Here is a 13,524-nt window from a genome sequence, read left to right as displayed (position 1 = left end):
GCGCTCTCAGCTCGACCCGGGCGCTCTCAGCCCGTCCGGGGGCCGACCTCCCGGTCGGGCCCCGGCGCCGGAACGTCCTGCCCCGCTTCGGCCCTCTGCGCCGCATCTGCCCCCGGCGTCGCCCCCGGCTCCCGCGCCGACGGGGTGCGCGGCACACGCGGCCTCGACCGCGACACGGCCACACCCGCCAGGCACAGCAGCCCACCGGCCAGGGTGAGCAGCCCCGGCACCTCGCCCAGCGCCAGCCACGACATCAGGACGACCAGTGCGGGCACGGCGTACGTGGTCGCGCCCATGCGGCTCGCCGTCGTCCGGGCCAGCGCGTACGCCCACGTGGTGAAGGCGAGCGCGGTCGGGAAGACGCCCAGGTAGACCATGTTGAGCGTCGCGGAGACCGGCGCGTCGGCCGCCTCATGGACCAGCTGCCCCGCGAACGGCAGACAGACCACCGTCCCGATGACACATCCGAACGTCGTCACCTGGAGCGCGGTCGCCCGGCCCAGGGCGGGCTTCTGCGCGACGACCCCGCCCGCGTAACCGAAGGCGGCGAGCAGACACAGCACCACCCCGAGCACCGACGATCCGCCCTCGCCCGACATCGACAGCCCCACCGCGACCGCGCCCGCGAACGACACGGCCATCCCCGCCAGCAGCCGCGGCGGCATCACGTCCCCGAGCAGCCGTGCGCCGAGCAGGGCGATGAGGATCGGCCCGATGTTCACCACCAGAGCCGCCGTCCCCGCGTCCACCTGCTGCTCACCCCAGTTGAGCACCACCATGTAGAAGCCGAACCACAGCACGCCCGACACGGCGATCCCGCGCCAGGCGGCCCTCGGCGGCCATCCCGCGCGCCGCACGGCGCAGATGACCCCCAGCACCAGTGCCCCGGAGGCCAGCCGCCCGAGCGCCAGCGCCCCCGGCGAGTACGCGTCGCCCGCACTGCGGATCGACACGAAGGCCGAGGCCCACAGCACGACGGTCACGGCGGCCGCACCGGCGGCGAGCAACTCGGTACGACGTTCGGTACGCCGGGGGCTGTTCATCATGCTCCTCAGGCTAGGAAGAAACGCGGGCCGAAAGCTCGCGGATTTCGGACGAGAGATCGAGAGGCAGGGGGCGGCTGCGAGGCTTGGGGCCGCGGGGGCCGTGGGGCCGTGAGACGGGGCGAGAGACGGCGAGCTGTGGGGTTGCGGGGCTGCGAGGCGTGGGGCCGTGAGGCCGGCGGGCCGTGAGACGGGGGGCGAGAGACGGACGGGACGGCGTCGGTCCCTCCGAGTCGCGGCCGGGCTCCCGCCGCGCCCCGCGGGCAAGCGAGTGCGGCCGGCGAGTGAGGGTCACCTCGTGCGGGGCACCGAGTGAAGGTCACCGCAGCGCGCCCGCCTCGATGCCCAGCAGCTCGGCCAGCGCCCGTTCGCCCACCGCCGTCACCTTCACGGCTCGCTCGGAGCCGATCCGCACGCACCATCCCGCGTCGAGGGCGTGTCGGCACAGGGCCGCGCCCGCCGCACCCGCCAGATGCGGGCGGCGCTCGGTCCAGTCCAGGCAGGCGCGGGCGAGCGGCCGGCGGGTCGCGCGGTCGAGCGCGATGCCACTGCCCTCGAACCACCGCAGCCCGGCCTCGGTCAGCAGGAACCCGGTGGCCCTCTCCCTGGACGCCGACGACGCCGGTGGTCCCTTCGGTGACGCCGGTGCGGCCGGTCCGCCCGCCGCCGGTCCCGCTTCCTTCCCGTCGCTCCGTCCCCCCGGCTCGCTCACCGCGCTCAGCAGGCCGTGGGCGGTGAGCGCGTCAGTTACGGCGATGCCGAGCCGGCCGGCGAGGTGGTCGTAGCAGGTCCGGCCCCGGGCCATCGCCGATCCGGCGCTCGCGGCGCGCAGGGTGCGCGGCCGGTGGGCGGGGCGCGGGGCGACCTGGGCGGCCAGGTCCTCCACGAGCTGGGCGACCCGGGTGTCGGCGAGCCGTACGTACCGGTGCCGTCCCTGCCGTTCCTCGGCCAGCAGCCCGCCCGCGACCAGCTTGCCCAGGTGCTCGCTCAGCGTCGACGGGGCCACGCCCGCGTGCCGGGCCAGCTCACCGGCGGTCCACGCCCGCCCGTCGAGCAGCGCCAGCAGACAGACGGCCCGCGTCTCGTCGGCGACGAGCCCGGCCAGGGCGGCCAGCCCCGGCGCCCGTACGTCCCTGTCGTTCCCGGTGTCCGTGATGCTCACGTCTCCCAGCATGCGCGACGGACACTTCGGCGACCGCCGAACCGTGCTAGGGCAGCTGTCGGAACTGCTGGGAGAGCCCGTCCAGCAGTGCCGTCAGCCCGGTGTCGAACGCCCGGTCGTCGATCTTCTCCTGCTGCTCGGCGAGGAGGTGGGCCTGTCCGAGGTGCGGGTAGTCCGCGGGGTCGTAGGCGCTGACGTCGTCGACGAAGCCGCCGGCGAACGAGCCGAGCGCGGAGCCCATGACGAAGTACCGCATCAGCGCGCCGATGGAGGTGGCCTGCGCGGGCGGCCATCCGGCGCGGACCATCGCGCCGTACACCGCGTCGGCGAGCCGCAGCCCGGCCGGCCGGCGGCCGGGGCCCCGGGCGAGCACCGGGACGATGTTCGGGTGGTCGCGCAGGGCGGCGCGGTAGGAGACGGCCCAGTCGCGCAGCGCGGTCCGCCACTCCCGGCCGTCCTCGAACATCGACAGGTCGACCTGCGCGCTCACCGAGTCGGCGACGGCCTCCAGGATCTCGTCCTTCGTGCGGAAGTGGTTGTACAGCGAGGGCCCGCTCACCCCCAGCTCGGCGGCGAGCCTCCGCGTGGAGACGGCCGGCAGGCCCTCCGCGTCCACGAGCGTCCGTGCGGTCTCGACGATCCGGTCGGTGCTGAGAAGGGGCTTGCGCGGTCGGGCCATGGCGCACATAGTAGGGCTGCGGAACGAAAACTAGCAGTGCTAATTTAAGCGGCAATCGTGAAGCGGTCCTGAAGGCCTTCCTCTGTGAGGTGATCTCGTGGTGAATCTGGCGCTCAGCGAGGAGCAGGAGGCCGTCCGGCGGCTCGCCAAGGACTTCGTGGACCGCGAGGTCGCCCCGCACGTCGTCGCCTGGGACCGCGCCGAGGACATCGACCGGTCCCTGGTCAAGAAGCTCGGCGAGGTCGGCTTCCTCGGCCTGACGATCGACGAGGAGTACGGCGGCTCGGGCGGCGACCACCTCGCGTACTGCCTGGTCACGGAGGAGCTGGGCCGCGGGGACTCGTCCGTGCGCGGGATCGTGTCCGTCTCCCTCGGGCTGGTCGCGAAGACCGTCGCGGCCTGGGGGAGCGAGGAGCAGAAGCGGCGCTGGCTGCCGGGGCTGACGTCCGGCGAGTACGTCGGCTGCTTCGGCCTCACCGAGCCCGGCACCGGCTCGGACGCCGGCAACCTCGCCACCCGCGCGGTCCGCGACGGCGACTCCTACGTCGTCAACGGCACCAAGATGTTCATCACGAACGGCACCTGGGCCGACGTGGTCCTGCTCTTCGCCCGCTCGACGGACGCGCCGGGCCACAAGGGCGTCTCCGCGTTCCTCGTCCCCACCGACACCCCGGGCCTGAGCCGCCGTGCGATCCACGGCAAGCTCGGCCTGCGCGGCCAGGCGACCGCCGAACTCGTCCTGGACGACGTCCGGGTCCCCGCCTCCGCGATGCTGGCGCCCGAGGGCAAGGGTTTCTCCGTCGCGATGTCGGCGCTGGCCAAGGGCCGTATGTCGGTCGCGGCCGGCTGTGTCGGCATCGCGCAGGCCGCCCTGGACGCGGCGGTGCGGTACGCGGGCGAGCGCGAGCAGTTCGGCAGGCCCATCGCCCACCACCAGCTGGTCCAGGAACTGATCAGCGACATCGCGGTCGACGTGGACGCGGCCCGGCTGCTGACCTGGCGGGTCGCCGACCTGATCGACCGGGGCCTGCCCTTCGCCACCGAGTCCTCGAAGGCCAAGCTCTTCGCCTCGGAGGCCGCCGTCCGCGCCGCCAACAACGCCCTCCAGGTCTTCGGCGGCTACGGCTACATCGACGAGTATCCGGCGGGCAAGCTCCTGCGCGACGCCCGCGTGATGACCCTCTACGAGGGCACCAGCCAGATCCAGAAGCTGCTCATCGGGCGGGCGCTGACGGGGGTTTCGGCGTTCTGAGCCGGAGCACCTGAGTACGTGTCTGAGTAGGTGCGCGGATGTGGCGCGGGCCCCCTCCGCCGAAGCTTGTCCCCATGAGTGACACACCGGTCAAGCAGCAGAGCACGGCGGCGTTCTACGGACAGGCCGTCGCTTCCTTCGGCATCGCCATCGCGGCCACCGCCATCGGCATCTACAACCTCCACACCGACGCCTGGGTGCGCGGCTTCCTGGCGATCGCGGTCCTGTATCTGGTGACCTCCGCCTTCACCCTGGCGAAGGTGATCCGTGACCGCCAGGAGGCCGGGCAGATCGTGAGCCGGGTGGACCAGGCCCGCCTGGAGAAGCTCCTCGCCGACCACGACCCCTTCGAGAAGATCTGAGCAGGCACGCTAAGCGGCCGCTCACCTTCGGCGGTATGGTGTAGCTCCTGTACCGAGAGGGGCGAACGAGCGATGAGTACGGCGGAGGAGACGGCCGGCGGCGAGATCGAGCCGTGGGAAGAGGTCACCCCTGACGCGGCCCGGCGACTGCTGGTCGCGGCCGTGGAGGCCTTCGCCGAGCGCGGCTACCACGCGACGACGACCCGCGACATCGCGGGCCGCGCGGGTATGAGCCCGGCCGCCCTGTACATCCACTACAAGACCAAGGAAGAGCTGCTCCACCGCATCAGCCGGATCGGCCACGACCGCGCGCTGGGCATTCTGCGCACGGCGGCCGCCGGCGAGGGCGACGCCACCGGGCGCCTCGCGGACGCCGTGAGCTCCTTCGTCCGCTGGCACGCCGGGCGGCGCACCACGGCACGGGTCGTCCAGTACGAACTGGACGCGCTCGGTCCCGACGCCCGCGCCGAGATCCTCGACCTGCGCCGGCAGGTCGACGCCGAGGTGCGCGGGATCATCGAGGACGGCGTGGCGAGCGGCGAGTTCGCCGTGCTGGACGTGCACGGTACGACCCTCGCCGTGCTGTCCCTCTGTATCGACGTGGCCCGCTGGTTCAACGTGGACGGCCCCCGTACACCCGACGAGGTCGGCGCGCTGTACGCCGACCTCGTGCTGCGGATGGTGGGCGCGGCGAAGTAGCGCCCGGCGGGGCGGCGCCTAGAGGTAGTAGCGGGACACCGACTCCGCCACGCACACGGGCTTGTCCCCGCCCTCGCGCTCCACGGTGAAGGCGACGGCCACCTGGACGCCGCCGGTGACGTCCTCGACGCCGGTGATCGTCGCGGTGGCGCGCACGCGCGAGCCGACGGGTACCGGGGCGGGGAAGCGGACCTTGTTCGTCCCGTAGTTGACGCCCATCTTCACGTTCTCGACCCTGATCAGCTGCGGGCCGAAGAGCGGCAGCAGGGAGAGTGTGAGATAGCCGTGCGCGATGGTGGTGCCGAAGGGGCCCGCGGCGGCCTTCTCGGGGTCGACATGGATCCACTGGTGGTCTCCGGTGGCCTCCGCGAAGAGGTCGATCCGCTTCTGGTCGACCTCCAGCCAGTCGGTGTACCCCAACTGCTCGCCCACCGCCGCCTTCAGGTCGTCGGCGGACGTGAAGATCTTCGGCTCTGCCATGTCTGCGGCCCTCTCGCGTCACTAGCTGCCCATGTCACCGTGCCATAGGTCTAAGCGACTGCTTAGCATGCTCGGGTGCCGGGCCGATGTCAACGGACCGGTGGGCGAGGCGATGGGTAGGCTTCCGGGGGTGCCCCAGATTCCCGAGAAGATCCACGAGCTCACGGTCGGCCAGCTCGCCGCGCGCAGCGGCGCCGCCGTCTCCGCCCTGCACTTCTACGAGACGAAGGGGCTGATCAGCAGCCGTCGTACGGCGGGCAACCAGCGCCGCTACCACCGTGACACGCTGCGTCGCGTCGCCTTCGTCCGCGCGGCGCAACGCGTCGGCATCCCGCTGGCCACGATCCGCGAGGCCCTCGCCGAACTCCCCGAGGAACGCACCCCGACCCGTGAGGACTGGGCCCGTCTCTCGGCGGCGTGGCGCGCGGAGCTGGACGAACGCATCAAGCAGCTCAACCGGCTCCGCGACCACCTCACCGACTGCATCGGCTGCGGCTGCCTGTCCCTCGCCACCTGCGTCCTGTCCAACCCGGACGACGCCTTCGGTGAACGGGGCTCCGGCTCACGCCTGCTGGTGGAGAAGAGGGCGGTCGAGAAGAGGGCGGTCGAGCAGGGGCCGGGGGAGCGGCTGGAGGAGGAGAAGGCGGCCGGCTGCTGCTGAGCAGAGCCGCGCGGTCCACCCCGGCGTCCCCCGTGCATCCGGTGCGTCAGGAGCCCCCTCACCCCCGCCTGCCCGCGCGCCGCCGCGCCTCCTCCCGGCCCCACCCGGTTCCTCACTCGTACTCGGTTCCGCCCTTGCGGGTCAGATACGCACCGCTCACCGCCTTGGCGATCGCCCGTCCCCCCGTCACCGGGCTGTACCGCTCGACGGCCGGCCGGATCACCACGCCCTCGCGCAGGTGCAGCCCACGTCCGGACACCGTCTCGCGGCCGGTCGCGATCTCCAGGACCCGCTCGCTGTCGTACGGGCCCTCGAACAGGCGGGGCACGAGGGGCAGTTCGCCGTCCAGCAGCTCCGCCGCGTCCAGCCAGCGCACCACGCCGTCGATCTCGGCGGACACGTCGAACACCGCGTATCCGAGGGTGTCGCGTCGGCCGTCCGCGCCGTACGTCAGGTCCTGCACGCCCGCTCCGTAGACCTCGGCGAAGACGCCGATCCGGCGCGCGCCCAGCCGCTCGGCGAGACGGGCCGCCGCCTCGGGGACGCCATGGCCGCGTACGGCCCGCCAGTACAGGTTCCTCGGATCCTCCGTCAGGGCGAGGGACTTCGAGCCGAAGCCCTTCGAGGAGACATGGACCCGCTCCTCGTCGGCGACATACGTCAGCAGGCACGCCGAGCCGTGCAGTTTCTCGGTCAGGACCACCGGCTCGCCGGGTTCGAAGATGCCGGGGTAGCGCTGGATGTTCTCGATGTCGACCCAGGGCAGCAGATCCGGCGCCGCCTCGACGTCGCCGCTCATGGTCGGCGGGATGGGCGGCACCCACTTGACGATGCCCAGCCGCTCCGCGAAGTCCGTGCCCTCCGCGGCGGCCAGCGCCAGGTCGACGTCCGCCAGCGCCTCGGGCCGGCACACGATCCCCTGAGACAGCTCGCCCCGCAGTCGCACCGCCTTCACCCGGTCCGACCTGCTGCCCGCCAGCCGTCCCGTCAGCCCCAGTTCCTCGACGAGCCCGGTGGGGAGCACCGACTGCTCGGGGATGTACAGGGCGGCCTCGCCGGTGCGGTACGCGCCCTTGGCGACGACGGCCCGGTACAGGCCGACCTGCGCCAGTTCGAGGGCGTCGGCGTTGGGGTGTTCGTGGACGGTCAGCACTTCGGCGGTGACGCGCAGCGTCGACATGAGGGCTCCTTCAAGTCCTGCGGGGCATGGCTCGGTTGGGTTTCATCCCCCCAACTCTCCCCGCCGGAAAGGAATGGAGCGACCCGATTATCGACTGGTAGCGTCCCTCCTCCGATCGGCGGACTCACCCGTGCCCGGCCAGCGCCTGCGCCACCAACTGGGCGTTGGACAGGGCCCGTTCGCCGTTCGGAAGGGTCAGGGTGTCTTCCAGGCCCACTCGGGACGGCAGGCCCAGCCGCGCCGCCAGCCGTAGTACCGGCCACGCGCCGCCGTCCTCCCCGTGCAGCAGAATCGGACGGCCGAACGCGGTGCCGAGCTCGGTCAGAAGAGCGTGCGCGGTCGACTCGGCCGTGTCCGGGGCGGTGTCCGTCACCTCCGCGAGCACCCGCAGCACCTTCGGGCCGAGGGGTGAGCGGGCGAACCGCGCCGCACCGTCCGTACCGGACCAGATGCCGGCCTCCACGCCCACGCCTCTCCCCAGGAGGGCGGTGGCCAGCTCCTCCGCGCCCGGCTCGTGCCAGTTGACGGAGGCGTGGTCGGGCAGCACCGTCCAGTCGCGTACCCGGGTGAGCCGGTCCGCCGGGTCCGGGTGCGCCCAGGCACCGGTCGTCACGCCGACCGGCACCGCCACCCGCGCCCGGATCGCGTCGAGGGTCGCCGCGACCACCCGCGGCGACATCGTGTCCCGGCCGCACGGCGTCTTGGGATGGACATGGACATCCGTGGCCCCCGCCGCGACGGCCCCGGCCGCGGCGTCCGCCATCGCCTCGGGTGTCAGCGGCACGATCGCACCGTCCGCGGCGCCGCGCGCTCCGTTGAGACAGACCTGCACCATGCCCCGATGGTGACACCCGCCACTGACAGCGGCGTCGGCCGGCCGCACCGGCAAAAACCGGGGGTGCGGCATCCCCGGCGCACCCCCGCCGTGCTCTCAGGCCGGCCGGGGACCGACCTTGGGCAGAGCTCGGGCCGGTGTCAGGCCGACACCAGCAGTCGTCCGCTCCTGGCGTACGCCAGGGCCTCGGGCGTGAGCACGGGGCGCGGTACGAGAATTCCGCAGTCCGCGCAGACCGGACCGGCCGACGGTTCGTGATCCAGGTCGTACTTCCATGGCAGCCGCTCGCCGCCGCACACCGGGCAGCCGGAACCGGGTGCGCGCTCGAGCGCGGCGATCAGCTTGCGCAGCACGTCGGCCAGCGGCTCACGGGGGTGGAGCCGCGGGTCGTCGCACCAGGCGACGCCGAAACCGCCCCAGGTCAGCCGGTGCCAGTCGTCCACACTGCCGGGCCTGCGCAGCCCGTCGTGCTTCTCCTTCTTGCGGCGCTCGGCGAACTCGACCTCGTAGGCCAGCCACACCGCCCGCGCCTCCTCCAGCTCGTCCAACGCGGCCACGAGCCGCGCCGGATCGGGGGAGCGGTCCTCCGGACCGAACCCGGCCCGGGAGCACAGGTGGTCCCAGGTCGCGCGGTGTCCGTAGGGGGCGAACCGTTCAAGGCACTTGCGCAGTGAGTACCGCCGCAGTGCCAGATCGCACCGGGGGTCTCGCACCTGTCTCGCCAGACTCCGGAAACCGGCCATCGCCTTGCACCTCCGTCACATCTGCATCTGCACTTCGGTCACTTCGGCGTCGTCGTACGGACGTCGTCGAATAGACGTATCGACATGCGATTCGGCTCCATCCGATTTCCGAGGACCTCCACCTGCCGAAAACTTGACGCATGTTCATCTTCAATCCCGGGGATACCGGCGGTAACCTTCCGCCGACCCCCCCGTCGCTAGGAGCAGCCGATGCCACGGCGAACCCCCCGCTTCACTCTCGACATACTGAGAACTCCCGGCAGATTCCCCGGGTTCCTGAAGACAGCCTCCGTATGCGCGCTGATCGCCGGTCTTTTGTCGCCGCTTTCCCAAGTGGCGGCAGCCGCCGAGGTCACGGCGGCGAACGACTACTGCGGCGGCCAGTGTTCCGACATCCTGCCGCCCGGCGAGAACGGCAACGCCACCCTGGCGCAGATCCTCCTCAACCAGGCCTTCGGCACCCAGCCCGACCACGCCGAGGACCAGCTCGGCCCCTACGCCAACCTGGCCAAGGGCTACCCCACGCTCACCAACGCCACGATCAACACGTTCTTCAACGACGCGTCGTTCGGTGTCGCTTCCGATCAAGTCGCCTCCACCCTGAGTCCCGCGGGCCGCAGCGACGTGACGATCGTCCGCGACAAGAAGACGGGCGTGCCGCACATCACCGGTACCACCAGATACGGCACCGAGTTCGGCGCCGGGTATGCGGCGGCCCAGGACCGGCTGTGGCTCATGGACGTCTTCCGGCACGTCGGACGTGGCCAGCTCACCGCCTTCGCGGGCGGCGACCCCTCCAACCAGGGTCTTGAACAGCAGTTCTGGCGCAACGCTCCGTACACCGAGGCAGACCTCCAGGCCCAGATCGACAACGCGGTGGCCGGCAACGGCACCCGCGGCCAGCAGGCACTCGCCGACGCCAACGCCTACCTGGCCGGCGTCAACGCCTATATCGACGCCTCCGACAGCGGCCGCTACTTCCCCGGTGAATACGTCTTGACCGGCCACAAGGACTCAATCACCAACGCGGGCACCATCGACCACTTCAAGATCACCGATCTGGTGGCGCTGGCCTCGGTCATCGGCGCGCTCTTCGGCTCGGGCGGCGGCGGCGAGGTCAACAACGCGGTGTCGCTGCTCGCCGCGCAGGAGAAGTACGGGGTGGAGCAGGGCACCCAGGTCTGGGAGGCGTTCCGCGAGCGCAACGACCCCGAGGCCGTGCTCACCGTCCACAACGGCCAGAGCTTCCCCTACGCCACCAAGCCCGCGAGCCCGCAGGGCGAGGCACTGCCCGACACCGGCTCGGTGACCTCGGAGCCGCTGATCTACGACGCCACGGGCACCGGGGGCGACGCCACGGCGACCGCCACCTCCGCCACGGCGACCGCGACCGCCCTCGGCTCGGCCAGGCGAGGCATGTCCAACGCCCTCGTCGTCAGCGGCCAGGCCACCGCGAGCGGCCACCCGATCGCCGTCTTCGGCCCGCAGACCGGCTACTTCGCCCCGCAGCTGCTCATGCTCCAGGAGATCCAGGGCCCGGGCATCAGCGCCCGCGGCGCCTCCTTCGCGGGTCTGAGCATGTACGTCGAACTCGGCCGCGGCCAGGACTACGCGTGGAGCGCCACGACCTCCGGCCAGGACATCATCGACACCTACGCGGTCGAACTCTGCCAGGACGACTACCACTACCTGTACCACGGCACCTGCACGGCCATGGACGTGGTGGAGCAGAAGAACGCCTGGAAGCCCACCACCGCCGACGGGACGGCCGCCGGTTCGTACACGATGCGCGTGTACCGCACCAAGTACGGTCCCGTGGAGTACCGGGCGACCGCGGGCGGCAAGAAGGTCGCCTACACGACCCTGCGCTCCTCCTACATGCACGAGGCCGACTCGATCATCGGCTTCCAGATGCTGAACGACCCGGACTACGTCAAGAGCCCGCAGACGTTCCAGAGCGCGGTCCAGCACATCAACTACACCTTCAACTGGTTCTACGCCGACTCCACGCACACCGCGTACTACAACAGCGGCGACAACCCGGTGCGGGCGAGCGGCGTCGACGCCGAGTTCCCGGTGTGGGCGCAGGCCGCGTACGAGTGGAAGAGCTGGGTCCCGGCCACCAACACGGCCGAGTACACGCCGGCCTCGGCGCACCCCAACTCCATCGACCAGGACTACTACATCTCCTGGAACAACAAGCAGGCCAAGGACTACTCGACGGCGTCCTGGGGCGACGGTTCCGTGCACCGCGGCAACCTGCTGGAGGACCGGGTGAAGAAGCTGGTCGCGGCCGGTGGCGTCACGCGCGCGTCCCTGACGAAGGCGATGGCGGACGCGGCCCTCGCCGACCTGCGCGCCGAGGACGTCCTGCCCGACCTGCTGAAGGTGATCAACAGCTCCACGGTCACCGACTCCACGGCCGCGGCCGCGGTGACCAAGCTCCAGACCTGGCTGACGGCGGGCGGCAGACGGACGGAGACGACGGCCGGATCCAAGACGTACGCCGACGCCGACGCGATCCGCATCCTGGACGCCTGGTGGCCGCTGCTGGTGAAGGCCGAGTTCGAACCCGGCCTCGGCACCGGCCTGTACACGGCGTTCACCGCGAACCTGCCGATCGACGAGGCTCCGTCGGCCGCCCACGGCCCGACCGGGGCGCACGCCGGAAGCTCCTTCCAGTACGGCTGGTGGAGCTATGTCGACAAGGACATCCGGGCCGTGCTCGGCGAGCCGGTGCAGGGCGCGCTGCCCCAGAAGTACTGCGGCAGCGGCACCGTCAGCAGTTGCCGGGACATCCTCATCAGCACCCTGAAGACGGCGGCCGGCAAGACCGCGGCCCAGGTCTACCCCGGCGACACCCTGTGCGCGGCGGGCAACCAGTGGTGCGCCGACTCGATCGTCCAGCGCACCCTGGGCGGCATCAAGCACGGCAACATCAGCTGGCAGAACCGGCCCACCTTCCAGCAGGTGGTGGAGTTCACGTCACACCGGTAGTCAGGTCACCCCGGTAGTCACGTCATACCGGCAGTCAGGTCACACCGTCGGTCCCTGCGACGGCGGGTCGCGTCCTAGCGGATCCGGCCCGCCGCCAGCACCAGCCGCGCCAGCTCGGGGTGCACGATGTCACTGTGCGCCCCGGCCGGCGCCCCGCCGCGCCGGACCACCGCCGCCGCGTCGACGTTCACGCAGCCCGACGTCGGCAGTGGCCGGGACAGCGCGTCGGCCAGCACACGCGCGTGCGTGCCCGGCACGGCCTGCACCCCGTCGTGCCCCAGGGCGCCCCACTTGGCGCCCAGCACCTCCCCGACGAGCCCCTGATCGTCGCCCGCCATCCGCGAGGCCAGCGGGTACATCGTGCTCAGCGCCTGGTCGAACCGTGAGTAACAGCACACCAGGGGGCCGTCGATCCGGTTCTGCTGGCCCTGGAGCACCCCTCGCGGGGCGAACGCGTAGTGCGAGAAGGCCCCTTGGAGCAGGGTCACGGACTTCACCGTGCGCACCCCGTGGGGCAGCCCCCGCAGCGCGAACGACACCAGCCGCCCGCCGAAGCTGTGCCCCACCAGGTGCACCCGAAGGGCCGGCGCCACCGTCGCCAACCGCCCGACGAGCGGCCCGAGTCCACGCTCGCCGACCGTCCCGGCGCGCCGCTTCATCGCGTAGTACGTCGCCTGCCGCAGCAGCTCGTGCGCGCCGTCCCACGGGTCGGGCAGCGCGAACTCCCCGGCCCCTGGTGCGGAGTCGAGGCCGGACAGGGCCCGCGCGAACTGCTCGCAGGCCACCGTCGTCGGGCAGGCGAACATCTCCGGCTCGTCCTGCGGCACACCCTCCGCCAGCGTGTCCGCCCCGAACAGAGCCTGCGGTCCCGGCGGCACCACGTCCACCAGCAGCCGCACCAGCCGGCCGAACTCCTCCAGCTCGGCCTCCTCGGGCGGCCGCTGCTCCAGCAGCCGTGCGATCCGGTCGACCACCGTGGCCCGGCCGGGGAACGTCTCGAGGAGCGCGTGCCGGGTGTCCCCGTCCAGGGCCGGGCGCCGGGTCTCCTCGGCCGCCGCTGAGCGCGGGAGGTCGGGGATCGGCTCGTCCGAGAACCGCATCGACGGCCACACCACGCCCACGTAGCCGATGCGCGCCGCCGGGGCCAGCGCGGGGATCGGGGCGAAGAAGCGGCTGTAGAGCCGGGTCGCGCCGGAGCGGTCGCTGTTCCAGCCGTGCGCGAAGACGATCAGGTCACGGACACCGCTCCGCTTCACCCCGGTCAGCAGCCGGTCCCGCCGTCCGCCGTCGGCGTCCCCGTCGGCGTCGAAGGTCAGCTCCCAGTAGGGAGTCACGCTCATCGCCGGATCCGCCATGACAGGTCCCCTCGTCCCCCGAGCGGTGCGCCAAGTGCGCGTATCGTCCTGCGAACGGGGTCAATTGGCCATACGT

Annotated in this window: 13 protein-coding genes; 5 read left to right on the top strand and 8 right to left on the bottom strand. The window is 72.0% G+C overall.

Translation table 11 applies throughout. From position 1 onward, the window contains the following. Positions 1-26: 26 nt before the first annotated feature. From OG736_RS10470 to OG736_RS10460, 3 genes are all read right to left on the bottom strand, one after another. Positions 27-1,046, bottom strand: coding sequence for a DMT family transporter (locus tag OG736_RS10470; protein WP_442817015.1), 1,020 nt, complete (start codon positions 1,044-1,046; stop codon positions 27-29). A gap of 316 nt (positions 1,047-1,362) precedes the next feature. Then, complete coding sequence (locus tag OG736_RS10465; protein WP_327182187.1) at positions 1,363-2,217, bottom strand: ArsR/SmtB family transcription factor; 855 nt, start codon at positions 2,215-2,217, stop codon at positions 1,363-1,365. Between the two features lie 34 nt (positions 2,218-2,251). Further along, positions 2,252-2,893 (bottom strand): TetR/AcrR family transcriptional regulator, encoded by a 642-nt coding sequence (locus OG736_RS10460; RefSeq protein ID WP_327182186.1) that lies wholly within the window; start codon positions 2,891-2,893, stop codon positions 2,252-2,254. 91 nt (positions 2,894-2,984) lie between these two features. Here OG736_RS10460 and OG736_RS10455 point away from each other — a divergent pair, with 91 nt between their 5' ends. The 3 genes from OG736_RS10455 (at position 2,985) to OG736_RS10445 (ending at position 5,197) form a co-directional block, all read left to right on the top strand. Continuing rightward, complete coding sequence (locus tag OG736_RS10455) at positions 2,985-4,136, top strand: acyl-CoA dehydrogenase family protein (protein WP_327187574.1); 1,152 nt, start codon at positions 2,985-2,987, stop codon at positions 4,134-4,136. Between the two features lie 74 nt (positions 4,137-4,210). Beyond that, positions 4,211-4,498, top strand: a complete 288-nt coding sequence (locus tag OG736_RS10450; protein ID WP_020128241.1) for a YiaA/YiaB family inner membrane protein — start codon at positions 4,211-4,213, stop codon at positions 4,496-4,498. A 72-nt stretch (positions 4,499-4,570) separates the two neighbouring features. Beyond that, a complete protein-coding gene (locus OG736_RS10445; RefSeq protein WP_020128242.1) occupies positions 4,571-5,197 on the top strand; it encodes a TetR/AcrR family transcriptional regulator in 627 nt (208 codons plus the stop codon). A gap of 18 nt (positions 5,198-5,215) precedes the next feature. Here OG736_RS10445 and OG736_RS10440 read toward each other — a convergent pair whose 3' ends face one another. Then, entirely contained in the window at positions 5,216-5,677 is a 462-nt protein-coding gene (locus OG736_RS10440; RefSeq protein WP_267020719.1) for a MaoC family dehydratase, read from the bottom strand. 130 nt (positions 5,678-5,807) lie between these two features. Here OG736_RS10440 and soxR point away from each other — a divergent pair, with 130 nt between their 5' ends. Then, positions 5,808-6,338: a redox-sensitive transcriptional activator SoxR gene (gene soxR, locus OG736_RS10435; RefSeq protein WP_327182185.1), complete on the top strand. Its 531-nt coding sequence runs from the start codon at positions 5,808-5,810 to the stop codon at positions 6,336-6,338. A 112-nt stretch (positions 6,339-6,450) separates the two neighbouring features. Here soxR and OG736_RS10430 read toward each other — a convergent pair whose 3' ends face one another. The 3 genes from OG736_RS10430 to OG736_RS10420 form a co-directional block, all read right to left on the bottom strand. Beyond that, complete coding sequence (locus OG736_RS10430) at positions 6,451-7,518, bottom strand: RNA ligase (ATP) (protein WP_327182184.1); 1,068 nt, start codon at positions 7,516-7,518, stop codon at positions 6,451-6,453. Positions 7,519-7,642: 124 nt separating this feature from the next. Next, on the bottom strand, positions 7,643-8,353 hold the full coding sequence (locus OG736_RS10425) for a 3-keto-5-aminohexanoate cleavage protein (RefSeq protein ID WP_327182183.1): 711 nt from the start codon (positions 8,351-8,353) through the stop codon (positions 7,643-7,645). 140 nt (positions 8,354-8,493) lie between these two features. After that, complete coding sequence (locus OG736_RS10420) at positions 8,494-9,096, bottom strand: hypothetical protein (protein ID WP_327182182.1); 603 nt, start codon at positions 9,094-9,096, stop codon at positions 8,494-8,496. Between the two features lie 210 nt (positions 9,097-9,306). Between OG736_RS10420 and OG736_RS10415 the strand changes: the two genes are divergently transcribed. Then, the gene (locus tag OG736_RS10415) at positions 9,307-12,093 is read left to right on the top strand and encodes a penicillin acylase family protein (protein ID WP_327182181.1); all 2,787 of its coding nucleotides are present in this window, start codon (positions 9,307-9,309) and stop codon (positions 12,091-12,093) included. Between the two features lie 74 nt (positions 12,094-12,167). Here OG736_RS10415 and OG736_RS10410 read toward each other — a convergent pair whose 3' ends face one another. Continuing rightward, on the bottom strand, positions 12,168-13,448 hold the full coding sequence (locus tag OG736_RS10410; RefSeq protein WP_327182180.1) for a serine-threonine protein kinase: 1,281 nt from the start codon (positions 13,446-13,448) through the stop codon (positions 12,168-12,170). Positions 13,449-13,524 lie beyond the last annotated feature (76 nt).

It is taken from the genome of Streptomyces sp. NBC_01334, from assembly GCF_035983595.1.
In the GTDB taxonomy this organism is placed as follows: Bacteria; Actinomycetota; Actinomycetes; order Streptomycetales; family Streptomycetaceae; genus Streptomyces; species Streptomyces coriariae.
Note: the sequence above shows the minus strand (reverse complement) of the source record. Positions and strands in the feature narration are given on the sequence as shown.